The sequence below is a fragment of the Planococcus maritimus genome (assembly GCF_001687625.2).
GTDB classification, from domain to species: domain Bacteria; phylum Bacillota; class Bacilli; order Bacillales_A; family Planococcaceae; genus Planococcus; species Planococcus maritimus.
Genome location: NZ_CP016538.2, coordinates 1,334,856 through 1,358,571, shown reverse-complemented (window position 1 = coordinate 1,358,571; position 23,716 = coordinate 1,334,856). Strand labels below are relative to the sequence as shown.

The window sequence follows — 23,716 nt, the reverse complement described above, 5'->3', positions numbered from 1 at the left end:
TTCATCTGTTAAACAAAAAAAACTGCCCGTCTATTTGGGCAGTTTTCCTAAATGACGGCGTGTACCGCCACATACGCCATATAACAAACGACTTCACGGGCGAAGAACGGCGCAATGTTCGTAAACCCCTTGAACTCGGTCGACGGTGTCGGCGAGGAATGTGCATCGATTCCAGCGTGTTCGGCCATAAGCAAGGCCCGTTTCATATGCAGGGGGTCACTGACAACGAGAAAGCTCGATAAGCCATTTTCTTCAGCTACTTCACCGGCAAAGAGAAAATTCTCTTCAGTGATGAGCGATTGGGTTTCGATCAATATATCTTCTTCAGGGATATGATGGCGGATAGCGAAATCCCGGCTCACCTCTGACTCGGCAATAGCCGCTCCGTCCGTCGTGCCGCCTGTAAAAATGATTTTTTCTACATAGCCCGCTTCATATAAATCAATGGCGTGCTTTATGCGCTGCTCCAACACCGGTGAAGGCTCATTACCGATGACTTTTGTGCCAAGCACGATCGCCGCATCGGCTTCCAATAATTCCGATTCGCCAGCGAATGTCCAAATGCTCGTTGCCGTTGCCGCAATCAATATCGTTTGTATTAGTGATAGCACAAGCAAAATCCGCTTCCAATTGTTTCTGAACACGTATGATTTCCACCTTTAGGTCTGTTTTTTCTCTATCTTTTTCCATTATACGATATGGCGCGCAAATAAACAGTGAAAAATCAAATGTCCATCATTTCTTCACAATCGGTTTACGGCAATAAAAAAACCTTGCTTTCCCGAATGGGGAAAACAAGGTTTTAGGACGTCCCAGGAGGGATTCGAACCCCCGACCGACGCCTTAGAAGGGCGTTGCTCTATCCAGCTGAGCTACTGAGACATGACTTCCTCACGAAAGACAATTTTAATTATAGAAATCATCTGAGGAAAAGTCAATGCTATTTCAAAAAAATATCTCATAAAGTATAAATTATAGTTCTTCTCGTAACGATATTACACAAAATAGCTTTAAAACCCCTGCTCTACTCTCGCGAGACTCAAGCATCGCAAACGAACAAGCTAAGCCATGCTTCGCTTATTCGTTTGCAGGGTCTCATCTGTCTCGCTATCCCGCAGACAAGACTTGAACGATGCTTGCGAGTTCAAGTCTTTGCGAAGCAGTGTATTACACTGTTGAGCAGCATGTTTTCCTACGCTATTTTGTTCCATATCTTTAGAATGCCCAATTACTTATAGTTTCATTGGAAAAACTATAGCCACTCTGGCATCGCTTCGCTGAGCTTACGCAAAGCTTGTCCGCGATGGGAGATGGTAGCTTTTTCTGCAGGTTCAAGTTCCGCCATGGCACGCTCCTGGACAGGAACGTAGAAAATCGGGTCGTAGCCAAAACCGTGTTCGCCTCTGCGCAAACGCAGGATCTCGCCTTCACACGCACCAGCGAATGTTTGTGTTTGTTCTCCGGGCGCCGCAACCGCTAAGACGCAGCGAAAGCGCGCTGTACGCTCGCCATCGGGTACATCAGACAGCTTCTCCAACACTTTCTCGATATTGGCCTCGTCGCTCTTGTCGCCTCCTGCATAGCGTGCAGAATAGACCCCTGGCTCTCCGTCTAATGCATCAATCTCGAGCCCGCTATCATCGGCAATGACCGGAATGCCGAGTTCCTTGGCAACACCTTCTGCTTTTAAGATAGCGTTGGCTTCAAAGGTCGTGCCGGTTTCCTCGATATCGAGGTCTTTTGCGACGTCCCGCAAGGTCAATACTTCATAACCCAGTGGAGATAGCAAAGTTTCGAAGTCTTTTGCTTTTCCTTTGTTCTGTGTGGCAATGACGATCTTCTTCATAGGGTAGATTCCGCCTTTTCGCCGATCCGCGAAGACAATTCCCCAATCGCCGATTTCTGGATTTGAATCAATTGCTGGATTCCCGCTTCACCGAGATCAAGCATTTCGTTCAATTCTTTGCGGCTGAAGGTCGCTTCTTCTCCAGTTCCTTGCATTTCAACAAATTCACCCGATCCCGTCATGACCAAGTTCATGTCGACGTCTGCTGTTGAATCCTCTTCATAGTTCAAGTCCAGGATGGCTTGCTTGTCGCTGTTGATGCCAACGCTTGTCGCTGCTAAATAATCCGTCACCGGGAATACCGGCACATCCAATTTGCCAAGCGCGATGGTCATGGCGATGAAAGCACCGGTTATGGAAGCTGTGCGTGTTCCGCCATCTGCTTGGATGACATCGCAGTCGATCCATAGCGTGCGTTCACCGATTCTTTCTAGATCCACGACAGCGCGTAAAGACCGGCCGATCAGGCGTTGGATTTCCATCGTACGGCCGCCGAGCTTGCCGCGTGTCGCTTCGCGCTGGTTGCGGCTGTTGGTGGCGCGTGGCAGCATAGAATACTCCGCCGTGACCCATCCTTTGCCTTGTCCTCTCAAAAAGCCCGGAACGCGCGATTCAATGGTCGCCGTGCAAATAACCTTGGTTTGGCCGACTGTAATCAAGACCGAGCCCTCGGGGTGGATTAAATAATCCGTTTCCACTTCTACTGGACGCAGTTCGTTTGCTTGTCTATTATCAATTCTCATCATTAGTGAATCCTCCTCATGTACTCAAAAAATCTTACCATAATTCTTCTTTGACGACAAAAACCCGGAGGCTATGCCGTCAGGGTTTCGGGAACTGGATTGAATGGATGCACGGATTTTCAATGGCGAGCCATTTTTTGATAATCGTACGGAAAATCGCTGTCGAACCGGATGTATAAAACTGATGGACAGGTGGTTTGCGGCGATCCGCAAATTTGTCCGCGAAACTCAAATGACGAGCTACATCTTTCGCAGTTTCCTGCGCTGATGACAAAACCGTCACCGTACTGCCAAGCTCTTCTTCAATAAAGCCCTGCAATAATGGATAATGGGTGCAGCCAAGGATAGCGGTATCGAACTCCTTTGATTTAATCGCCGATAAAGTCTCCGCTACCATGCGGCGGGCAAACTCCCCTTCATACTCATCACTTTCCACAAGCGGAACAAAACGCGGACATGCCAATTGGATGACGTCAGACGCAGAAACGAGCGACTTGATCGCTTTTTCATACGCCCCACTTTTGACGGTCCCTGAAGTGCCGAGAACAGCAATTTTTTTAGTCGAAGATGACTTGATCGCTGCACGCGCTCCCGGAAAAATGACGCCGATGACTGGAATCGGTAATTTTTTTTGCAAGGAATTGAGCGCTGCAGCGGTCGCTGTGTTGCACGCGATGACGAGCATTTTAATATTCATTTTCATGAGCGCTTCTGCCATTTGCCACGTATAGCGCCGAACTTCCGCAAGAGGGCGCGGGCCATACGGGCAGCGGGCATTATCGCCGATGTAACAAATTTTTTCATTAGGTAGAAGTTTCATGATTTCTTTGGCGACGGTTAACCCGCCGACGCCTGAATCAATTACTCCGATTGGCGCATTCGATGTCATAGCCCCGCTCCTATTTCATGTTGATATGCATTTTCTCCAACAAACTTGAAAATTGCTCGACTTCTTCTTCACTGAAGTCATCCAGCACTGCTTCTAAATAACCTTGGCGTTTCTTGATTACTTCTTCGATAATCCGTTCGCCTTCTTTTAATAACTTAATACGTACGACGCGGCGATCTTGTTCCTCGCGAATACGTACGACCAAGTCATTTTTCTCCATTCGGTCGACCAAATCAGTCGTGGTGCTGAACGCCAGAAACATTTTGTTCGACAAATCGCCGATGGTCATATCGCCGTGCTCGAATAGCCATTGCAATGCCACGAATTGTGGCGGCGTGATGGTATACGAATTGAGGATTTCACGGCCTTTTTGCTTGATGATTCCTGATATATAACGCAATTCCTTTTCCATAAATGCCACATGCTCTAAATCGTGGCGATGGTTTAAGTTGTCTTCGGTCATTGGCTTGGCTCACTCCCTAGCTACTGGTATTTGTTTCATCGTAAAGTTTTTGAATCCGTCAGGCACGGCTAGTTTTTATTGCCGGCGGAAGTCAGGCTTCCATTTCGCAACATTGCCTTATCTTGATCGCTCCACGGATGCCCTTTGCCGCTTGCTTTCGAGATTTGGACAATGGCGCCTCTGCCGGTGAAACAAGTTTCATGCTTGTCATTTACTGCCCAATAATGTATATCGGCGGACGAGTTTCCAATTGACTCTACTTTTACGAACACTTTCAATTGCTCATCGAAAAACACTTGGCTGACAAAATCGACTTGCATATCTGCTACGACAGGTATTAAATCGCTGTTTTTTGAAAGCCAAGCCTGCATCAAACCGACTTCTTTCATGAACTCGATTCGTGCGTACTCAAAATAAGCAATCGGCACTGTGTTATTGACATGCCCGAACATGTCCGTTTCTGAAAAACGAACATGGACCGGTGCATAAAAACTAAATCCTTGCTGCCATTGATCGAAATCTTCTATGTATGCCGCTGTCATTTCAGTTCCCCCTGTAAAACGCTTGTCATCTTGATAGTATAGCAAAAACTAGCGCAAAGGACATCTGTTTCAGCCAAGCTCATCGATTTTCCATTGATACAAAAAAACTCCGCCATAAAGGCGGAGTTTGGATTAGTCGACCATATGATCGCTTCCGAAGAAATTACGGAACATTTGGATGCTGACATCGCGGTTCAAAGCTGCGATTGATGTTGTCAATGGAATGCCTTTCGGGCAAGATTCCACACAGTTTTGTGAGTTACCGCAATCCGCAAGGCCGCCTTCGCCCATGATCGCGTTCAAACGCTCATCACGGTTCATGGAGCCTGTTGGGTGCGCGTTCATCAAACGTACTTGAGAAAGAGGCGCCGCGCCGATAAAGTCAGATTTATCGTTAACGTTCGGGCAGGCTTCTAAGCATACACCGCACGTCATACATTTAGACAATTCATAAGCCCATTGGCGTTTGCGTTCAGGCATACGTGGACCTTCGCCAAGATCATGCGTACCATCGATTGGCACCCACGCTTTGACTTTCTTCAATGAATCGAACATGCGGCTGCGGTCTACGATCAAATCGCGGACGACCGGGAATGTGCTCATCGGCTGAAGACGGATTGGTTGTTCCAATTGGTCGACAAGTGCCGTACATGACTGGCGTGCTTTGCCATTAATGACCATAGAACAAGCCCCACAAACTTCCTCAAGGCAGTTCATGTCCCAGTTGACTGGAGTTGTTTTCTTCCCGTCCATATTGACCGGGTTGCGTCGAATTTCCATCAACGCAGAAATGACGTTCATGTTGGCACGATATGGCAATTCGAACTTTTCCCAGTACGAACTTTCGTCTGTGGAGTTTTGGCGTTCGATTTCGAAAATAACCGTTTTTGCTGCTTCACCCATAGTGAATTAGCTCCCTTCTATAATGCTATGCTTTCGCGGAATAGTCGCGTTTGCGTGGCGGGATCAAGCCAGTGTCGACTTCTTCATAATGGAAGATAGGCGCTTCGTAGCCATTGAACTTCGCCATAGTCGTCTTCAGGAATTCCTCATCATTACGTTCCGGGAATTCCGGTTTGTAATGAGCGCCGCGGCTTTCGTTGCGCTTTAATGCCCCAATGGTGATGACACGTGCTAAATGTAGCATATTTTTCAGCTGGCGAGTAAACATTGCCCCTTGGTTGCTCCAAAGTTGCGTGTCCGTCATGCTGATATGGTTAAAGCGTTCAAGCAGCTCCTGGATTTTGCGGTCTGTTTCTTCGAGGCGGTCATTATAGCGCACGACCGTCACGTTGTCCGTCATCCATTCGCCTAGTTCCTTGTGCAGGACGTAAGCATTTTCTGTTCCGTCAAGCGCAAGAATTTCATCCCATTTACGCTGTTCTTCAGCTTCATGCTTGTCGTAAATGTCGTTTGGCAAGTCTTCTGCAAGAACTTCCAAGCCTTTGACATAGTCAAGAGCATTCGGCCCAGCAACCATGCCGCCGTAAATAGCTGACAGGAGTGAATTGGCTCCGAGACGGTTTGCACCATGCTGGGAATAATCACATTCTCCTGCTGCCAAAACGCCAGGGATGTTCGTCATCTGATGATCGTCAACCCATAGTCCGCCCATTGAATAGTGGACAGCCGGGAAGATTTTCATCGGTACTTTGCGTGGATCGTCGCCTGTGAATTTCTCGTAAATTTCAATGATGCCGCCCAATTTGATGTCGAGTTCTTTCGAATCTTTATGGGAAAGGTCCAAGTACACCATGTTCTCGCCGTTGATGCCGAGCTTTTGGTTAACGCACACGTCGAAGATTTCGCGTGTCGCGATGTCACGAGGAACCAAGTTTCCGTAAGCCGGATACTTTTCTTCTAGGAAGTACCAAGGCTTGCCATCTTTATACGTCCAAATCCGTCCGCCTTCACCGCGTGCAGATTCTGACATTAAGCGGAGCTTGTCGTCGCCAGGAATCGCTGTAGGGTGGATTTGAATGAATTCGCCGTTTGCATAATAAGCGCCTTGTTGATAAACGATTGATGCAGCAGAACCTGTGTTGATGACTGAGTTTGTGGATTTTCCGAAGATAATCCCAGGTCCGCCAGTCGCCATAATAACAGCGTCTGAACGGAACGATTTGATCTCCATTGACGTCAAGTTCTGTGCCGTGATTCCTTTTGATGCGCCTTCATCATCGATAACGAGGCCAAGGAATTCCCAACCTTCATACTTCGTGATGAGTCCTGCTACTTCATAGCGGCGGACTTGCTCATCAAGTGCATAAAGCAATTGTTGGCCAGTCGTTGCGCCGGCAAATGCTGTTCTGTGGTGCATCGTCCCGCCGAAACGACGGAAATCGAGCAAGCCTTCTGGTGTACGGTTGAACATGACGCCCATGCGGTCAAGCAGGCGGATGATGCCAGGTGCTGCATCGGCCATCGCTTTAACCGGTCTTTGGTTCGCTAGGAAGTCACCGCCGTAAACGGTGTCGTCCAAGTGAATTGCTGGGGAATCCCCTTCACCTTTTGTATTCACCGCTCCGTTAATGCCGCCCTGTGCGCACACAGAGTGAGACCGTTTAACGGGAACGATGGAAAATAGATCGGCAGGTGCTCCTGCTTCGGCAACTTTGATCGCTGCCATTAAGCCAGCTAGTCCCCCACCGACGATAGAAATTTTGCCTTTCGCCATTGTAGTGTTCACTCCTCTTTTAATTCACCAATGTTTAGGACATTCTTAAATGAATGCAAACAATGCTCTGATACCAATGATCGATAATACAATAAAGACTAGAAGTGTGAAATAAGTTGAGTAGCGCTGTGCTTTCGCTGAAACCGTGATTCCCCACGTTACAAAGAAAGACCACAATCCGTTCGCAAAGTGGAACGTTGCAGACAAGACACCGACAACATAAAACGCAAACATCAACGGATTCGACAAGATGTTTTCCATCATGTTGAAATCTGCTTCACCTGCGCCAATCGCCACTTGGAACCTTGTCTCAAAAATGTGCCATGCGATAAAGACCACTAGGAAAACCCCGGTGTAGCGCTGTGCAACAAACAACATGTTGCGCATGTAGCTGTAATGTCCCGGGTTGTTTTTCGCCGTGAACGCTATGTATAATCCGTAGAAAGCATGATACATTAGCGGCAAGTAGATGACGAAAATCTCCAGGAAAATGACGAATGGAAGATTTGCCATGAAGTGGGCAGCTTGGTTAAACGCTTCCACGCCTTGCGTAGCGAAATGGTTGACGATCAAATGCTGCGTCAAGAACAATCCGATTGGAATGACCCCGAGTAAAGAGTGCAGCCTGCGCATTAAAAATTCACGATTGTTATCCAAAAATTTTACCCCCCTCAAAAACATTTGTTGGCAACGTAAACATTTCCCTATATCAGGAAAATATCTTCACGTCACTGTAAGCATCATGTACAAGAATATGACATATTTATTGTACTCCCCCCCTCTAGGAGCGTCAAGGCAAGGGAGCGTTTTTAAGCGCTTCCTATCTAGGGTTTAAGGGGTCTTTTGCAAATAGTAAATAGGAAAGAATTCATGAAAAGCTATATTTTTATTTCGAAACAGCCGAGATACAGGCATCCGTTTCGAGTATTTATAAGCTCGTATAGGACCACTGCGACATGATTTCAAATTTGAACAAAATGTGAATCTTTACACAATCAATCAGTAACAGAAAAAAGCCCAGCTCGGCTGGGCTTTTCGCTTATGTGACAGAGGCTGGCGTTAGTTCATATGCGTCGTGAAGCGCATTCGCTGAGCTCTCCATTTTGCTTGCCGGCACGACAACAGAGACTTTGATTTCTGAAGTGCTGACCATTTTCACTGGCACATCCTGCGTGCGAAGAATGTCGAACATTTTCGCCGCGACACCTGGATTCGATACCATTCCAGAGCCGACGATGGATACTTTCGCCAAGCCGGTTTCGATATCGATGGCGTTATAGCCGATATGCTCTTGCGCTTCCGACAACACGCGCTGCGCTTCTGCCAGGCTGTCTTCTTTGATGGAGAACGAAACAGATGGCGGGAACTCTTCGCTAATGCTCTGTACAATAATATCGACATCGATCAAATGATCCGCTAAGATCGTGAAAATATTGGCGAGCGACCCGTTAAACGGCTTCGTGTAACTAACAGTAATGCGGGCGATGTCTTTTTCAAATGCTACACCGCGCACGATTAGATTTTTTTCCACAGTGATCACCTCTTGAATGATAGTCCCCGGTTCATCCGAGTAGCTGGCCCGTACAGAAAGGGGCACTTGATTGTTCTTAGCAAATTCCACGGCGCGCGGATGAAGTACACCCGCACCCAAATTCGCCAGTTCAAGCATTTCGTCATATGAAATCTGTTCGAGCTTGCGGGCGCCTGTGACATAACGGGGATCGGATGTATAAACTCCGTCAACGTCCGTATAAATCTCACATTTTTCCGCGCCTAGTGCGCCGGCAAGCGCCACAGCAGTTGTATCGGAGCCACCGCGGCCGAGTGTTGTGATATTGCCGCTCTTATCGACGCCTTGGAACCCTGCGACCACGCAGAACAAGCCCAGGTCAAGCGCTTCTTCCAAACGCTCAGTGTGGATGGTTTCGATGCGCGCATTGCGCGGAACCGATTCCGTCTCGATTCCCGCCTGCCACCCGGTAAAGCTTAATGCATCATGGCCAAGCTGCTTAAAGGCCATCGCTAATAGCGAAATGGTTACTTGTTCGCCAGTTGCCAATAACATGTCCATTTCACGCTTTGGCGGCTCAGCAGAAATCTCTCCCGCCAGGCCTAGCAGCGTGTCAGTCGTCTTGCCCATCGCGGAAACGACGATGACGACGCGTTTGCCTTGTTGTTTTTCACGGATGGCGCGTTTTGCGACGCCTACGATTTTGTCAGGTGACGCCACAGACGTCCCTCCAAATTTCATTACGATTGTTGTCATTCTCTCCACTCCCACTTAAGATAAGTGGCCCTCAACAAAAAAGAGGCAACTCGCCGAATGCCCGGCAAGCTACCTCTCTTCTCATGTACGATTTCAAACGTCCATGTGAGATAGCCCTCCAGAGTTAAACTCTGACAGCCCTGCATTTCTTAAATGCAGAACCAGCATACGCGCAAGCAGTGCGACGTAAACTTCGGCGGGCGTCCCTTTCGGCATCCTTCGCAGATTCTGCAAATCTCGGAATGCTTACTCTTGACGTCCGCTCCTCTATCATCACTTTTCAAAAGTGATTCAATTGTGTTCTTACAATACCATGAAGTTATTCTTGTTGCAACGGCTGTTCCTTAAAATGCTGTTCGATTTCTGCGGCCAGCTTCTCGGGAATACCTGCCTGTTGGATTTCCGCAGCATTCGCTTCTTTGATTTTTCGCACCGACCCAAAATGCTTCAACAATTGTTGCTTGCGCTTCGGCCCGACACCTTGCAGACCGTCGAGTGCGGATTGAATCGAATTCTTGCCGCGCAATTGGCGGTGGAACGTGATGACGAATCGGTGGACTTCATCTTGTATGCGCTGCAATAAATAAAATGCTTCGCTTGTGCGTTTAAGTTCCACCATCTCGATTGGGTTGCCGTACAGCAACTGGGAAGTTTGGTGCTTGGCATCTTTAGCGAGACCTGCGATTGGGATGTCGAGGCCGAGTTCGTCTTCAACGATTTCGCGTGCCGATTCAATCTGGCCTTTGCCACCGTCGATAATGATCAAGTCAGGCAAGGGCAGGCCATCTTTCAGCACGCGGCTATAACGCCTGCGAACCACTTCACGCATGGCTGCATAATCATCGGGCTTTTGGGCAGAGCGCGTTTTATATTTGCGGTAATCTTTCTTCGATGGTTTGCCGTCAATGAAGACAACCATCGCAGATACGGCATCCGCTCCTTGAATATGAGAGTTATCGAATGCTTCGATACGCAAAGGCGTGTGGATATTCATTGCTTCGCCCAGTTCGTTGCAAGCACCGACCGTCCGCTCTTCCTGGCGCTCGAGCAGCTGGAATTTTTCCTTGATGGCAATTTCCGCATTTTTTTGCGCGAGTTGCACCAAATCTTTTTTCTTGCCACGTTGCGGGACAAGTACTTTCGCCCCGAGCCATTCTTTCAGGAATTCTTCATCTTCAGCTTCTTGCAGCAAGATTTCGTTTGGCTTGATATGGTCCGGTTTTTCATAAAACTGTCCAAGGAAAGTCAAAAATTCCTCATCCGGGTCTCGGTATAAAGGAAACATCGAAACTTCGCGTTCGATCAGCTTTCCTTGTCGCACGAAGAAGACCTGTATGCATATCCACCCTTTATCGACCGCGTAAGCGAAAACGTCACGGTTGGTGAAATCGTTCATCGCCATTTTCTGTTTTTCCATGACCGATTCGATGTGGCTGATTTGGTCGCGGTATTCTTTTGCCCGTTCGAACTCCAGATTCTCCGCCGCCTCACTCATCTTCTCCGTCAGGTCTTGCTTGACTTCACGAAAGCCGCCGTTGAGAAAACGGCTGATGCCATCGATCATTTCCTTATACGTGTCTTTCTCCACCGGCTTAACACAAGGTGCTAGGCATTGGCCGAGATGATAGTACAGACAAACACGGTCCGGCATCGTATGGCATTTGCGGAGCGGATACAACCGGTCCAGCAGCTTTTTCGTTTCGCTAGCAGCGTAGGCATTCGGATAAGGGCCAAAATATTTACCTTTGTCTTTTTTGACTTGACGGGTAATGACCAGTTTCGGATGCCGCTCGCCCGTAATTTTCAAATACGGATAGGTCTTATTGTCTTTTAACCGGATATTGTATTTCGGATCATGCTTTTTGATCAAGGTCAATTCGAGAATCAAGGCTTCTTTGTCAGAAGACGTAACGATGTATTCGAAATCCTCGATCTCGTTAACAAGGCGCTGCGTTTTTGTATCGTGGCTGCCCGTAAAATAAGAACGCACACGGTTTTTCAGCACTTTCGCCTTGCCCACATAGATGATTGTCCCTTGTCGATCTTTCATCAAATAGCAACCCGGCTGATCCGGCAATACCGCTAATTTATGTTGAATCATCTCATTTTTCATTTTCTCACCCTATTTAAAAAACCGGGTTCCACGAATGGGACCCGGTTTTGGAATTATGCGTGTTTTTCAACCAATTCAGCCAAAGCTTCTTTTGGACGGAAGCCGACAACTTTATCGACCGTTTCGCCGTTTTTCATGAAAAGAAGTGTCGGGATGGACATGATGCCGTATTCGCTAGCTGTTTGTTGGTTTTCATCAACATCCACTTTTACGATTTTCACTTTGTCGTCCATGTCTGAATCAAGTTCTTCAAGAACTGGAGCGATCATTTTACAAGGTCCGCACCATGCAGCCCAAAAGTCTACCAATACGAGTCCTTCTGAAACTTCTTGTTTGAAATTCTGATCTGTACCTTTAACGATTGCCATGTATAATTCCTCCTTAAGTGATAACCAAACTATATTTCGATTATAGCAGACGTGATTTCCGCTAGCTATTTATTTGCCTAGTCCTTCCATACCCGGCTGTCGATGCCGTTAAACTGCCTGGAATTGATGCGGTCCATGTATTTAAAGTCAGGGAGATTCCGCTACAGTGGCAGAAAAAAACAGCCCGCTAATTTGCGGGCTGCTGTGATTACATAACTTTCTTGAACTCTTCTGTGAGCAACGGGATAACGTCGAATAGGTCTCCGACGATTCCGTAATCGGCTACTTTGAAGATATTCGCTTCAGGGTCTTTGTTGATTGCGACGATGACTTTGGAGTTGGACATTCCCGCCATGTGCTGAATCGCGCCGGAGATACCTGCTGCGATGTATAAATCTGGTGTAACGACTTTCCCCGTCTGTCCGATCTGCAAGGAATAATCGCAATAATCTGCGTCACACGCACCGCGTGATGCACCGACAGCGCCGCCGAGAAGGTCAGCTAGTTCTTGCAATGGGCCAAAGCCATCCTTGCTCTTGACGCCGCGTCCGCCAGCGATAATGACTTTCGCTTCAGAAAGATCTACGCCTTCTGCGGATTTGCGGACGACGTTTTTGATGATCGTGCGTAAGTTCGTGATATCGACTGACAAGCTCGATACGTCGCCAGAACGCTCTTCGCGCTCAAGTGGCGCAATGTTATTCGGACGCACGCTGATGAAGACTACACCGTCTTCTTTCAGCTTCACTTTTTCAAAAGCTTTCCCGGAATAGATCGGGCGGATAAAGACAGCGTCAGCGCCTTCCCCTTCGATATCCGTAACATCTGAGATCAAACCAGTTTGCAATTTCGATGCAATTTTCGGCGATAGGTCTTTTCCAACTGCCGTATGACCGAAGACAATCGCTTCTGGCTGTTCCTGGTCAACGACCGCCATGAATGCTTGGCCATAGCCGTCAGATGTATAGGATTTCAAGTGTGGATGTTCAACAGTGATGACGCGGTCTGCGCCATATGCTACCAATTCGTTTCCAAATTCGCTTACCGCTTCACCGAGCAGGACAGCGACGACTTCTCCGCCGCCTGAAATTTTCTTGGCTGCGGCAATTGCTTCAAATGATACGTTGCGCAAAGCGCCTTCACGCGTTTCGCCCAATACTAATACTTTTTTCGACATAGTCCGTTAACCCCCTAAGTAGATGTGAAAAATAAATGTGGCGTACGTTTATATAACTTTCGCTTCAGAGCGAAGCAAGCTGACAAGTTCAGAAACTTGGCTTGGAATTTCGCCTTCCAAAATACGGCCGGCTTGTTTTTTCGGTGGCAAGTAAACTTCGATTGTTTCCGTTTTCGCTTCTACATCCTCTTCATCGATATCCAAATCATCGAGTTCCAGCTCTTCAAGCGGCTTTTTCTTCGCTTTCATGATCCCTGGAAGTGAAGGATAGCGCGGCTCGTTCAAGCCTTGCTGAGCTGTAACCAATAGAGGCAAAGAAGTTTCCAACTCTTCTGCGTCCCCTTCGATGTCACGAACGATTTTCACTGTTTCGCCTTCGATTTCAAGGCTCGTGATCGTTGTCACATAGTTGATGTCCAAAAGATCTGCTACACGCGGCCCGACTTGTCCGGAACCGCCATCGATCGCTACGTTCCCTGCAAGGATCAAGTCCGCTTCTTTGTCTTTCAAGTACTCTGCCAGTATGTAAGCTGCCGTAGACTGGTCCATTTCCTCCACATCGTCTTCTGTATTGATCAAGACCGCTTTGTCAGCGCCCATCGCCAGTGCTGTGCGCAATTGTTTTTCAGCTTCCTCGTCGCCGATCGTGACCACTGTCACTTCGCCGCCGTGAGCGTCGCGGACCGTAATGGCCTCTTCGATCGCATACTCGTCATATGGGTTGATGATGAATTCAGCGCCATCTTCTTGAATCTGGCCACCGGAAACAACCAGCTTTTCTTCTGTGTCAAACGTACGTTTTACTAATACATAAATGTTCATGAACGTAAACCTCCCAAGTATTATTTCCCTTTAAATTGTGCTTCGCGTTTTTCCAGGAAAGCGCTAATGCCTTCTTTCGCGTCTTCTGATACAAAAACTGTACCAAATGAGTCCGCTTCCGCCTTGACTCCTTCTTCAAAAGCGCCGCGCTTCGAATACTGAAGCATGTCGATCGCTGCTTTGACAGATACCGGACTTTTTTTCGCAATTTTCTTCGCAATTGAAAGCGTTTGCGAAAAAAGTTCTTCTTCGCCGTAAGCACGGTTCGCAAGGCCAAGCTGCACCGCTTCTGTGCCTGTAATCGGATCACTCGTTAAGAGCATTTCAGCAGCCTTAGCCACTCCGACGTAACGTGGCAAGCGCTGTGTTCCGGCAAATCCTGGAATCAAACCCAGTTGAAGTTCCGGCAATCCCAGTTTAGCATTTTCTGTAACAAAACGCATATGGCAACTCATCGCAAGCTCTAAACCTCCGCCGAGCGCTGCCCCGTGGATAGCTGCGATGACCGGCTTGTGGAAGGTTTCCACGCGTTCAAAAACAGCTTGGCCACTAGCCGACAGTTTTGAAAATTCTTCCCCTGATGTTACTTGCGTGAACTCTTTGATGTCGGCTCCAGCAGAGAAGAAGCGCCCTTCCCCGTGCAAAACGATGGCACGAACATCTGAATCATTTTCCACTTCATCTAGAAGTGCATCGACTTCTAAAATCAGCGCGCGAGACAACGCATTTGCCGGCGGCCGGTTGATTGTTGCAATCGCAACCCCGTCTTCTTTTTTCCAGCTGATAAATTCCACCTGCTCATCCCCTCCCTTTTACGCTTGCATGCCTTTAAGCAATAAGCGCTGCACTTTCGGTGCGAGTTCGACCAAATCATATTTGTGATCGTTCATCACCCATGTAGTAATGGTCTCATCCATTGTACCAAAAACCATCTGGCGAGCTAAACGAATATCCATATTTTGATCAAATTCTCCCGACTCGATGCCGCTGACCAAAATCCGATCCATTAATTTTAAATAGCCTCGCAATACATTATTAATCTTCATGCGGATGTCGTGATTGGATTGCCGCAATTCAAGCTGTGTCACAATCGCTAAGTGAAGATCGCTCGCGAGCAAATTGAAATGGCTATTGATCATCATGCCAAGCTGATCCGCGGCGCTTTCGTCTTTCGCGATAATTTTCTCCAACTCACTGACGAATACGCCCATCTTCTCTTCGAAGACAGAAATGAGAATGTCTTCTTTATTCTTGAAATACAAATATATTGTCCCGTCTGCTACACCTGCTTGCTTGGCAATTTTCGAAACTTGCGCTTGGTGGTAACCATTCTCTGCGATGACGATGACCGCAGCGTCGATGATTTGCTTATATTTCGGTTTATCCTTTTTTACCATCCTGTCACCACCCAAAAAAAATATGAAAATATGAATGGCGATTCATTCATATTTTCATATTATCGTTTAGTTTAATTTGTGTCAAGCTTTTGCCTAGGTCAGGAAGGAATTGCTTCATCGCGTTTAGCGATTTCTTCATCCACTAAGGATCTGCGCAAAATCTTGCCCACTGCCGTCTTCGGAAGTTCATTACGGAACTCGTAGATGCGCGGCACTTTAAAGGCAGCCAGGTTTTCGCGACAATGTTTATCCAGTTGTTCTTCTGTCACAGTATACCCTTCTTTTAGCACGATGTATGCCTTAACCGTCTCGCCACGGTACGGATCCGGGATTCCGGCGACGACACATTCCTGTATCGCTTCGTGTTCATACAGCACTTCTTCGATTTCTCTCGGATAAATATTGAACCCTCCAGCGATGATCATGTCTTTTTTCCGATCGACGATAAAGAATTGCCCTTCGTCATTCATATAGCCAAGGTCTCCGGTCAACAACCAGCCATCGACAATTGTTGCTGCTGTCGCATCCGGCCGGTTCCAATAGCCTTTCATCACTTGAGGACCCTTGATGGCGATTTCCCCGATCTGCCCGTTCGGCACTGGATCGGTTGTTCCAGGAAGGAAAATTTCGCAGTCTGTGTCTGGGTAAGGCATGCCGATCGAACCTTTTGTCCGGTCGCCCCAGACGAGATTTGAATGACTTACTGGAGATGTCTCAGTTAGGCCATAACCTTCGACAAGCTTGCCTCCTGTAATGCGTTCAAATTTCTCCTGTACTTCCGTTGGCAGCGGCGCTGAGCCACTCAAGCATGCTTCAATGGAAGAGAGGTCGTATTTTTGAATATCCGGATGGTTTAATAATCCGATGTAAAGCGTCGGTGCGCCAGGGAACAATGTCGGCTTTTGCTTATTGATGGTTTTCAGGGCTTGTTCCGGATCGAATTTTGGCAATAGCACCATCTTATTGCCCTGCATCACGGATAAGATCAAGACTGTCGTCAAGCCATATACATGGAACAATGGGATGATTCCCATGATGGTCTCTTCTCCGCGCGTCGATTTGTACAACCATGCGTCACACATCGTTGCATTGGAGATGAGGTTTCGATGGGTTAGCATAACGCCTTTTGGCGATCCGGTTGTGCCTCCGGTATACTGCAATAGCGCGAGATCTTCATCAAAATCGAATGGCGGCTTCGTAATTTGCGGTGAGGCTGTTTTCATGATTTCCGTAAAGAGGTGATTAATTCCCCGATGTTCGACTTTCACCGTCATCCCGTATTGTTTTTTCTGGATGAACGGATACACTAGATTTTTCGGGAATGTCAGATAATCCTTGATGCCCGTGACGATAACATTTTCAAGTTCCGTTTCTTTGATCACTTTGTTAATCCGCGGAAATAAAATATCTAACGCAATGATGGCCTTAGCACCGGAATCTTTCATTTGGTAGGAGATTTCCCGCTCGGTATAAAGCGGATTGGTCATGACGACGACTCCCCCAGCGTAAAGAATTCCGTAAAAACTGATGACCGCCTGCGGGCAGTTTGGCAGCATGATGGAGACCCGATCGCCTTTTTGAATACCGAGCTTTTGAAGGTAATTGGCCATCTTCATAGCAGACTCGTATAACTCTTCGTAGCTAAGTTCCCTGCCTAGGAAATGAATGGCGGTTTTCTGTGGAAAGTCTTCATAGGCTTTCGTCAAATATTCCTGAACCGGCATGCTTGGGTATGTGAGCGTGTGCGGCACTTCCTCCGGATAATGGGCTAACCATGGTTTTTCGGACATACTTTCTACCTCCCCCTCTTTTGTCGGAATCGTGAGAATATTCCTATTTTAATTATAAAGAATTATGATAACGCTTTCAAACATTATTTTCCTTCTTCTTTTACTCCATAAAAAAAACGGCACACTGGCCGCTTTTAAAAGATGAATAAGAAAACAATTCCTACAAGTACAAACAAGATACAAAAAACGATTAAAATTTTAATGAGGTTTTCCATTCGCTCCAACTCCTATGAAATACTCGCTCCGATGACATATGATAACCCAACCGAAATGGTCATCGATATCAAACCGACCGAACGGTTGTCGCGGGCAATTTCTTCGTCCACTTTGAATTTAGGTGTCAAAAACTCAAAGAGAAGATACGCAAAGATCAATAGCACGAATCCGAAAAAACCCCAGCCGATCATTTCAAAAAGTGTCGTATGCTGTTCGATGGAAAAACGGAAAATATTCGTGACGCCGAAAATTTTCCCGCCCGTCGCCATTGCCACTGCTAAATTGCCGCTCTTGATTTCTTCCCAATTTTTATACTTCGTCACGATCTCAAAAATGACCATCGCTACAATCAGGCATAATACTACGACACTGAAATAGCCAGCCGTCTCTACGAGCGGATGTGTCCAGAATCCTTCTTCAAGCATGTCCAAGCTCCCCTTCCACCCTTACTTCAGTTCAGCGACTGTTACGCCTGAGCCGCCTTCACCCGGCTCCCCAAAGCGATAGCTTTTGACGCGCGGATGTTTTTTCAAGTACTGCTGCACTCCTTGACGAAGTGCACCGGTTCCTTTTCCGTGGATAATGGAGACTTGATGATAATTCGACAGCAACGCATCATCCAAATATTTCTCTACGCGTGACAGCGCGTCCTCGTAACGTTCCCCGCGCAGGTCCAATTCCATCTTCGTATAGCCTTCCCGGCCCTTCAAGCTGGTCATCGTACGCGTTTCTTTTTGCTTCTCCGGTTTGGTGTAGCTGAGATCGGATTCAGGCAACTTCATTTTCAGGATGCCGACTTGCACGATCCATTCCGTATCGGAGACTTTCTCGACCAATGTCCCTTTTTGCCCGTAGGACAGCACTTTCACCTCATCGTTTTGCTTTAAAGCGACTGGTTCGTTTTTCTTTTTCGCTTTTTTCAACACGCGGTTTTCCGGCATGGCCGATTCTAAGCGCTTTTTCGCATCAATTAGTTGATGTTCTTTGACGCCAGTTTGCTGGTTCAACTGCATTTGACGCAGCTCTTTGATGACGGTTTCCGCTTCAGCGCGTGCCTGATCAACAATTTTACGCGCCTTTTCTTTGGCCTTGTCTTCTAACAGCTCTTTGCGGCTCTCGTATTCCGCCAAGCGTTTAGCCAAGTCCTCTTTCAAGCTCTCGGATTCTTCGAGTACAGATCGCGTTTGGTCCGCATCTTGCTCAGCCTCACGGCGACTCTTCTCTAGCGAGGCGATCATCGAATCGACTTCTTTGCGATCTGTCCCGGTGAAACTTTTGGCATGAGAAATAATATGCTCTGGCAAGCCAAGACGCTTGGAAATTTCAAATGCGTTACTGCGTCCCGGCACTCCGATCAAGAGACGGTATGTCGGGCTCAAGGTCTCGACATCGAATTCGACACTGGCGTTCGCGACACCTTCCCGGTTGTAGCCATAAGCTTTCAGTTCCGGATAATGAGTCGTTGCGATGACGCGCGCGCCTCTTCCGTGCACTTCGTCCAATAGAGAGATGGCAAGTGCTGCCCCTTCCTGCGGATCCGTGCCGGCACCGAGTTCATCAAAAATGACGAGTGAGTTTTCATCAAATTTCTCCAATATGTCGACAATGTTCACCATATGGGATGAAAAAGTACTCAAGCTTTGCTCAATCGACTGTTCGTCGCCGATATCGGCGAAAATTTGGTCGAATACGGCTAGCTCCGACCCTTCAAGCGCCGGAACCGGAAGTCCCGCCTGTGCCATCAAAGTCGACAAGCCGACCGTTTTCAAAGTGACGGTCTTCCCGCCCGTGTTGGGCCCGGTGATGACAATCGCCGTAATATCCCGGCCGAATTCGATATCGTTTGGCACCACTTCATCTTGGGGGATAAGCGGATGGCGCGCTTTTTTCAATTTGATATAGCCTTCTGTGTTCATATTGGGTTTCGAGCATTTATGGGCTTGCCCGTATTTCGCTTTTGCCAGGATCAAATCGACTTCCGCCAACACCCCGACCAAAGTGAATAGTTCGTGGGCGACTTCTTGTACTTTGGCTGATAGCATCAGCAAGATGCGATCGATTTCTTCGCGTTCTTTCAGCTTCAGCCGGCGTACTTCATTGTTCGCCTGTACGACGGCGTCCGGTTCGATGAAAAGCGTTTGGCCGGAAGATGACTGGTCATGGACGATGCCGCCGTAATGGCTTCTGTATTCTTGCTTGACCGGAATGACGAAGCGGTCGTTGCGGATCGTGACAATCGAATCCGACAGCATTTTCGATGCATTGCGCCCGCGAATGAGGCTTTCGAGCTTTTCACGCACACGCCCCTCCTGCGCGCGAAGTGACTGGCGAATGCTGCGCAGTTCTGAACTCGCGCTGTCGACCACTGACCCGTTGTCATCGATGCACGCATTGATGTCGTGTTCGAGCTGCGTCAAAATCGGCATGCTTTCTTTTTTCTCCATGAAATGGGGAATGGCGATATCCTCTTCTGCATCGATGGCTTCAAGGAAATGGCGCAAGATCCGGCTCGCACGGATCGTTGAAGAAACTTCCATCAATTCCACCGGGCTCAAACTACCGCCGATCTGCGCACGTTTCGCGTGAGGACGGATATCGGAAATCCCTCCCATCGGCACATTATTTTTGATGCGCATTAATTGCGCGGCTTCATCCATCTCTTCTAACAAGCGGTTTACTTCCGCGAGGTCAGTAGACGGCAGCAATTCCTTCACTAATCCTTTTCCAAGTGATGAAGTACAGAATGCCGCTACTTCTTCGCGGATTTTATAGAATTCGAGAGTTCGTAATGCGCGCTCTGCGATCATATAAACTCCTCCTTTATCGTTTCAAGAAATCTCTTAGCTTCTCAAGCGGCCACGTATTGACCACATTGTCTTTTTTCAGCCACGCTTTTTGGGCATGGCGAACCCCTGTAGCCATAACATCCAGCCCTTCAGTAGCGTGGGCATCGGTGTTGATGGCAACCGGAACGCCTTTTTCCTGTGCCATGACCAGCCATTCGACGGCAAGGTCGAGGCGGTAAGGGCTGGCGTTCAATTCTACGATCTTGCCGTATTCCTTGGCCCAGTCGAGAATTTGCTCGACGTCCGGATTATAGCCATCGCGTTTTCCGACGATGCGGCCTGTCGGATGCGCAATCATATGGACGTACGGATTTTTCATCGCCGTCAAAATGCGCGCCATGATTTGCTCTTGGGGCTGCTGGAAACTTGAATGGATGCTGGCAATAACAAAATCCAATTGCGCAAGCACTTCGTCTTCAAAATCCAAACTGCCATCCGGCAAAATGTCCATTTCGGTACCAGACAGTACGTCGATGCCGTCATGACGTCCGTTCGCTTCACGTATTGTCTCATTTTGTTCTAATAGACGCTCGGGCGTCAAGCCGTTCGCGACTTTCAAGTATTGTGAATGATCGGTGATGACCATGTATTCGTAACCGCGCTCACGGCAGGCCTGGATCATTTCGTCGATCGAATGCGCCCCGTCTGACCAAGTGGTGTGCATGTGCAAGTCGCCGCGGATATCATCGAGCGAGACAAGTGACGGCAATTCATCAATCCGGTCGATTTCCCGGCCATCTTCGCGCACCGTCGGGGGAATGAACGGCAAGTTGAAATGGGCGAAAAAGGCCTCTTCCGACTCAAAAGTCAAGACGGACCCGTCTTCTTGTTCCACGCCGTATTCACTGATTTTCTCTTTTTTCGCTTTGGCCAGCTGGCGCATGCGGACGTTATGGTCTTTGGATCCGGTGAAATGATGCAGCGCCGTCGCAAATTCTTTAGGTGCAACGAGGCGGAAATCGACATCGACCGGCTCGACTACTTCTACGGCGACCGATACTTTCGTGTCGCCTGATGCGATCGTTTCCTTGACAGGCAGTCCAGCGAGCAGCTGCTCCTTCACTTTAGCCGGTTCGTCGGTCGCTACGATAAAATCGAGGTCTTTGCTCGTTTCTTTCGTCCGGCGGAAGCTTCCGGCAACTGAAAACTCCGCAACATCGGAAATCGTCGTCAGCAAGTTTTCGATGAATGCCACGGTTTCTTCCGTTTTCCAGATCGGGTGGCGTCCCGGGTCCGTTTCAAAGTTTTCCAACTCCAATAGGATTTTCTCCTCGGATTTCGCGCCGAATCCCGGAAGCGCCTGGACACGCCCGTCGATGCAAGCTTGTTTTAAAGATTCCATTGAATCCACGCCGAGTTCCTTATAGAGCTTGGCGATTTTCTTGCCGCCAAGGCCTTGAAGTTTGAGCATCGGCACAAGCCCTTTGGGTACTTCTTCCTGAAGTTCTTCGAGGACTGAGGATTTCCCTTCCGCAATCAGTTCCGTAATGACATCCCCTGTCCCTTTTCCGATGCCTTTCAGCTTTGTCACATCTTCGATTTCATCTAAGCTGCGCTGGTCGAGTTCGAGTGCTTGGGCGGCTTTCCGGAAAGCCGAAACTTTAAACGGGTTATCCCCTTTTAATTCCATATATAATGCGATATTTTCCAAAGTGCGGATAATGATTTTCTTGTTCATGAAACACAAACCTCCCTAATCGGTTCATAAAAAAACTCCCCTCGTAAGAGAGAAGTTCCTACTACATATAAATATACCACCATTCTTTCACTTTCTCAGAGAAATAAGGCGTATGCTCCAGGATGGCACGTGCGATTCCGGAGTTTTCGATTTGGTTTTGAATCACATCGATCGGCAATAGCGCAAATACGTACAAACCGATGAACAACAGGATATGCGCTTCGATCAGCCCGAGAATGGCGCCGAATACGCGGCTCAAAAATCCAAGCACCGGGATGTATTTGATGAAATCGAACATCGATGCAATCAGCGTCAGCAAAAATTTCACGGCAAAGAAGATGAGTGCGAATGCCAAGAGCTGATAAAACGTTTCGTCCAGATTCAATTGTTCGAAAGCCATCGCAAAGCGCGATGTCTCATCGACCGTTGGGTATGGAACCCATAACACAAAGTTTTCCGATAGCGGTTTATAATAGGTGTAGGCGACAATAAGCGCGACGACAAAGCCGACCATGTGCAGAAACTGAAGCACCAGCCCTCTTTTGAAGCCCACCAGAATTCCCGCCAGAAGCAATACTAATAAGATTAAATCAAGCATATCCGTCAGCCCTTCAAGTTATTCAATTCAATTTCCATTTGTTCTAGCTGCTCTTTCAGTTTAAGATATTCATGTGTCGCATTTACCGCAGTCAATACGGCTAGTTTCGCCTGGTCAAGCGATGGATTGGCGGCGTTGATCTCCCGCATCTTGCTATCGACCATGGACGCGACAAGCCTCATATGGCCGGATGTCTCAGTACCAAGCATCTTATATGTATGGCCATATATATCAACGACAGTGCGAATTTTATGCTGCTCTTGCAATGCGCGTTCCCCCTTTGGAATTCTATAGACCATCATAACACGAACACGAGCGGATTGTGAATCATAAGAAAGGGGACTCCCTATGGCCAATAGCGTTTTAAAACTGCCGGAAGAAAGCTTGAAACGGCTGATCGAACATTACCGAAACAAGGAAATAAACACGAAGAATCCCCATGCGCGTTTTGCCGCCAAATTGCCGGATACGATGGTTACTGTCTATTCCTCCGGCAAAGTCATGTTCCAAGGCGCTGGCGCCGAACGCGAAACGGCCAAATGGGGATCTGTCGACAGTATTAAAGAAAAAACGGCCAAAGCAAAAGGCGATGAACTGCCACCCGATTTTGCTACACACTCAGTACTTGGCTCTGATGAAACCGGAACAGGCGATTTTTTTGGGCCCATCACTGTTGCCGCCTGTTTTGTCCCGGCAAGGCAAGTAGAACTCGCCAAGGAACTCGGTGTTAAAGACTCTAAGCAATTGACGGATGATTATATGCGGAAAATCGCGCCCGATTTGAAAGCAGCATTCCCCCACAGCGTTTTGACCTTGTCCAATGAAAAATACAATAAAGTGCAGGCGCAGGGCTGGTCTCAAGGCAAGATGAAAGCATTGCTCCACAATCAAGCGCTGAAACACGTCTTGCGGAAGATGGCGCCTGAAAAACCGCAAGCGATTTTAATTGACCAATTTGCAGAACGTGGCATCTACTACCGGCATATCGCTGAGGAAAAAGACATTATTCGCGAAAATGTGTTGTTCTCCACGAAGGCGGAAAACTTGCATGTATCCGTTGCCTGCGCCTCCATCATTGCCCGCGTCGCCTTCCTTGAAGAAATGGACCGACTTAGTGCAGTGGCTGGTGTGACCTTGCCTAAAGGCGCCGGGGCGATCGTCGACGAAGCTGCAGCGAAAATCCTGCTATCGCGCGGGGAAGAATTTCTAAAAAGCATCACGAAAGCCCATTTTGCCAACACAAAAAAAGCACAAGCCTTGGCATCAAAGAAAAAACGCACATAAA

23 protein-coding genes, 1 tRNA gene and 1 riboswitch are annotated in these 23,716 nt (G+C 47.8%); of the genes, 1 reads left to right on the top strand and 23 read right to left on the bottom strand.

The genetic code is table 11. From position 1 onward, the window contains the following. Nucleotides 1–47: 47 nt before the first annotated feature. From BBI11_RS06845 to zapA, 23 genes are all read right to left on the bottom strand, one after another. Nucleotides 48–611, bottom strand: a complete 564-nt coding sequence (locus tag BBI11_RS06845; RefSeq protein ID WP_237150328.1) for a YdcF family protein — start codon at nucleotides 609–611, stop codon at nucleotides 48–50. A 197-nt stretch (nucleotides 612–808) separates the two neighbouring features. Beyond that, nucleotides 809–882, bottom strand: a tRNA-Arg gene (locus BBI11_RS06840). Nucleotides 883–1,252: 370 nt separating this feature from the next. Beyond that, entirely contained in the window at nucleotides 1,253–1,846 is a 594-nt protein-coding gene (locus tag BBI11_RS06835) for an XTP/dITP diphosphatase (RefSeq protein ID WP_068461773.1), read from the bottom strand. Beyond that, nucleotides 1,843–2,592, bottom strand: coding sequence for a ribonuclease PH (gene rph, locus BBI11_RS06830; RefSeq protein WP_068461771.1), 750 nt, complete (start codon nucleotides 2,590–2,592; stop codon nucleotides 1,843–1,845). The genes BBI11_RS06835 and rph overlap by 4 nt, the downstream gene beginning before the upstream one ends. Nucleotides 2,593–2,668: 76 nt before the next feature. Continuing rightward, nucleotides 2,669–3,478 (bottom strand): glutamate racemase, encoded by an 810-nt coding sequence (racE, locus tag BBI11_RS06825; protein ID WP_068461769.1) that lies wholly within the window; start codon nucleotides 3,476–3,478, stop codon nucleotides 2,669–2,671. A gap of 10 nt (nucleotides 3,479–3,488) precedes the next feature. Next, nucleotides 3,489–3,941 carry a MarR family winged helix-turn-helix transcriptional regulator gene (locus BBI11_RS06820; RefSeq protein WP_068461767.1) on the bottom strand — a complete coding sequence of 151 codons (453 nt, stop codon included), beginning with the start codon at nucleotides 3,939–3,941 and terminating at the stop codon, nucleotides 3,489–3,491. 68 nt (nucleotides 3,942–4,009) lie between these two features. Then, nucleotides 4,010–4,483: an acyl-CoA thioesterase gene (locus tag BBI11_RS06815; protein ID WP_068461765.1), complete on the bottom strand. Its 474-nt coding sequence runs from the start codon at nucleotides 4,481–4,483 to the stop codon at nucleotides 4,010–4,012. Nucleotides 4,484–4,615: 132 nt separating this feature from the next. Further along, the gene (sdhB, locus tag BBI11_RS06810; RefSeq protein WP_068461764.1) at nucleotides 4,616–5,386 is read right to left on the bottom strand and encodes a succinate dehydrogenase iron-sulfur subunit; all 771 of its coding nucleotides are present in this window, start codon (nucleotides 5,384–5,386) and stop codon (nucleotides 4,616–4,618) included. A gap of 25 nt (nucleotides 5,387–5,411) precedes the next feature. Then, on the bottom strand, nucleotides 5,412–7,160 hold the full coding sequence (gene sdhA, locus BBI11_RS06805; RefSeq protein ID WP_068461761.1) for a succinate dehydrogenase flavoprotein subunit: 1,749 nt from the start codon (nucleotides 7,158–7,160) through the stop codon (nucleotides 5,412–5,414). A gap of 45 nt (nucleotides 7,161–7,205) precedes the next feature. Further along, nucleotides 7,206–7,817: a succinate dehydrogenase cytochrome b558 subunit gene (locus BBI11_RS06800; RefSeq protein ID WP_068461759.1), complete on the bottom strand. Its 612-nt coding sequence runs from the start codon at nucleotides 7,815–7,817 to the stop codon at nucleotides 7,206–7,208. Between the two features lie 382 nt (nucleotides 7,818–8,199). Beyond that, entirely contained in the window at nucleotides 8,200–9,426 is a 1,227-nt protein-coding gene (locus BBI11_RS06795; protein ID WP_068461756.1) for an aspartate kinase, read from the bottom strand. A gap of 103 nt (nucleotides 9,427–9,529) precedes the next feature. Continuing rightward, nucleotides 9,530–9,704, bottom strand: a riboswitch (Lysine riboswitch). A gap of 41 nt (nucleotides 9,705–9,745) precedes the next feature. Beyond that, entirely contained in the window at nucleotides 9,746–11,539 is a 1,794-nt protein-coding gene (gene uvrC, locus BBI11_RS06790; protein WP_068461753.1) for an excinuclease ABC subunit UvrC, read from the bottom strand. 53 nt (nucleotides 11,540–11,592) lie between these two features. Then, nucleotides 11,593–11,907: a thioredoxin gene (trxA, locus tag BBI11_RS06785; RefSeq protein ID WP_068461751.1), complete on the bottom strand. Its 315-nt coding sequence runs from the start codon at nucleotides 11,905–11,907 to the stop codon at nucleotides 11,593–11,595. 208 nt (nucleotides 11,908–12,115) lie between these two features. Continuing rightward, a complete protein-coding gene (locus BBI11_RS06780) occupies nucleotides 12,116–13,084 on the bottom strand; it encodes an electron transfer flavoprotein subunit alpha/FixB family protein (protein ID WP_068461749.1) in 969 nt (322 codons plus the stop codon). A gap of 48 nt (nucleotides 13,085–13,132) precedes the next feature. Further along, nucleotides 13,133–13,906 carry an electron transfer flavoprotein subunit beta/FixA family protein gene (locus BBI11_RS06775; protein WP_068461747.1) on the bottom strand — a complete coding sequence of 258 codons (774 nt, stop codon included), beginning with the start codon at nucleotides 13,904–13,906 and terminating at the stop codon, nucleotides 13,133–13,135. A 20-nt stretch (nucleotides 13,907–13,926) separates the two neighbouring features. Next, nucleotides 13,927–14,700, bottom strand: coding sequence for an enoyl-CoA hydratase (locus BBI11_RS06770; RefSeq protein WP_068461746.1), 774 nt, complete (start codon nucleotides 14,698–14,700; stop codon nucleotides 13,927–13,929). Nucleotides 14,701–14,718: 18 nt separating this feature from the next. Then, complete coding sequence (locus BBI11_RS06765; RefSeq protein WP_068461744.1) at nucleotides 14,719–15,303, bottom strand: fatty acid metabolism transcriptional regulator FadR; 585 nt, start codon at nucleotides 15,301–15,303, stop codon at nucleotides 14,719–14,721. Nucleotides 15,304–15,401: 98 nt separating this feature from the next. Further along, nucleotides 15,402–17,093: an AMP-binding protein gene (locus tag BBI11_RS06760; protein WP_068461742.1), complete on the bottom strand. Its 1,692-nt coding sequence runs from the start codon at nucleotides 17,091–17,093 to the stop codon at nucleotides 15,402–15,404. Between the two features lie 227 nt (nucleotides 17,094–17,320). Further along, the gene (locus BBI11_RS06755; RefSeq protein ID WP_068461740.1) at nucleotides 17,321–17,734 is read right to left on the bottom strand and encodes a DUF350 domain-containing protein; all 414 of its coding nucleotides are present in this window, start codon (nucleotides 17,732–17,734) and stop codon (nucleotides 17,321–17,323) included. 21 nt (nucleotides 17,735–17,755) lie between these two features. After that, nucleotides 17,756–20,116: an endonuclease MutS2 gene (locus tag BBI11_RS06750; protein WP_068461738.1), complete on the bottom strand. Its 2,361-nt coding sequence runs from the start codon at nucleotides 20,114–20,116 to the stop codon at nucleotides 17,756–17,758. A 13-nt stretch (nucleotides 20,117–20,129) separates the two neighbouring features. Beyond that, on the bottom strand, nucleotides 20,130–21,833 hold the full coding sequence (polX, locus tag BBI11_RS06745; protein WP_068461736.1) for a DNA polymerase/3'-5' exonuclease PolX: 1,704 nt from the start codon (nucleotides 21,831–21,833) through the stop codon (nucleotides 20,130–20,132). A gap of 61 nt (nucleotides 21,834–21,894) precedes the next feature. Further along, nucleotides 21,895–22,431, bottom strand: coding sequence for a CvpA family protein (locus BBI11_RS06740; RefSeq protein WP_068461735.1), 537 nt, complete (start codon nucleotides 22,429–22,431; stop codon nucleotides 21,895–21,897). Between the two features lie 5 nt (nucleotides 22,432–22,436). Further along, nucleotides 22,437–22,697: a cell division protein ZapA gene (gene zapA, locus BBI11_RS06735; protein WP_058381052.1), complete on the bottom strand. Its 261-nt coding sequence runs from the start codon at nucleotides 22,695–22,697 to the stop codon at nucleotides 22,437–22,439. An 82-nt stretch (nucleotides 22,698–22,779) separates the two neighbouring features. Between zapA and rnhC the strand changes: the two genes are divergently transcribed. Next, nucleotides 22,780–23,715 carry a ribonuclease HIII gene (gene rnhC, locus BBI11_RS06730; protein WP_068461733.1) on the top strand — a complete coding sequence of 312 codons (936 nt, stop codon included), beginning with the start codon at nucleotides 22,780–22,782 and terminating at the stop codon, nucleotides 23,713–23,715. The last annotated feature ends 1 nt before the right edge of the window (nucleotide 23,716 follow it).

Bases quoted from the DNA above. Each gene is read 5' to 3' on its own strand.
- BBI11_RS06755 (WP_068461740.1), bottom strand. From the start codon at position 17,734: ATGCTTGAAGAAGGATTCTGGACACATCCGCTCGTAGAGACGGCTGGC.
- BBI11_RS06835 (WP_068461773.1), bottom strand. From the start codon at position 1,846: ATGAAGAAGATCGTCATTGCCACACAGAACAAAGGAAAAGCAAAAGAC.
- sdhA (WP_068461761.1), bottom strand. From the start codon at position 7,160: ATGGCGAAAGGCAAAATTTCTATCGTCGGTGGGGGACTAGCTGGCTTA.
- BBI11_RS06815 (WP_068461765.1), bottom strand. From the start codon at position 4,483: ATGACAGCGGCATACATAGAAGATTTCGATCAATGGCAGCAAGGATTT.
- racE (WP_068461769.1), bottom strand. From the start codon at position 3,478: ATGACATCGAATGCGCCAATCGGAGTAATTGATTCAGGCGTCGGCGGG.
- BBI11_RS06795 (WP_068461756.1), bottom strand. From the start codon at position 9,426: ATGACAACAATCGTAATGAAATTTGGAGGGACGTCTGTGGCGTCACCT.
- BBI11_RS06750 (WP_068461738.1), bottom strand. From the start codon at position 20,116: ATGATCGCAGAGCGCGCATTACGAACTCTCGAATTCTATAAAATCCGC.
- rph (WP_068461771.1), bottom strand. From the start codon at position 2,592: ATGATGAGAATTGATAATAGACAAGCAAACGAACTGCGTCCAGTAGAA.
- BBI11_RS06775 (WP_068461747.1), bottom strand. From the start codon at position 13,906: ATGAACATTTATGTATTAGTAAAACGTACGTTTGACACAGAAGAAAAG.
- sdhB (WP_068461764.1), bottom strand. From the start codon at position 5,386: ATGGGTGAAGCAGCAAAAACGGTTATTTTCGAAATCGAACGCCAAAAC.
- BBI11_RS06740 (WP_068461735.1), bottom strand. From the start codon at position 22,431: ATGCTTGATTTAATCTTATTAGTATTGCTTCTGGCGGGAATTCTGGTG.
- trxA (WP_068461751.1), bottom strand. From the start codon at position 11,907: ATGGCAATCGTTAAAGGTACAGATCAGAATTTCAAACAAGAAGTTTCA.
- BBI11_RS06765 (WP_068461744.1), bottom strand. From the start codon at position 15,303: ATGGTAAAAAAGGATAAACCGAAATATAAGCAAATCATCGACGCTGCG.
- uvrC (WP_068461753.1), bottom strand. From the start codon at position 11,539: ATGAAAAATGAGATGATTCAACATAAATTAGCGGTATTGCCGGATCAG.
- BBI11_RS06780 (WP_068461749.1), bottom strand. From the start codon at position 13,084: ATGTCGAAAAAAGTATTAGTATTGGGCGAAACGCGTGAAGGCGCTTTG.
- polX (WP_068461736.1), bottom strand. From the start codon at position 21,833: ATGAACAAGAAAATCATTATCCGCACTTTGGAAAATATCGCATTATAT.
- BBI11_RS06760 (WP_068461742.1), bottom strand. From the start codon at position 17,093: ATGTCCGAAAAACCATGGTTAGCCCATTATCCGGAGGAAGTGCCGCAC.
- rnhC (WP_068461733.1), top strand. From the start codon at position 22,780: ATGGCCAATAGCGTTTTAAAACTGCCGGAAGAAAGCTTGAAACGGCTG.
- BBI11_RS06820 (WP_068461767.1), bottom strand. From the start codon at position 3,941: ATGACCGAAGACAACTTAAACCATCGCCACGATTTAGAGCATGTGGCA.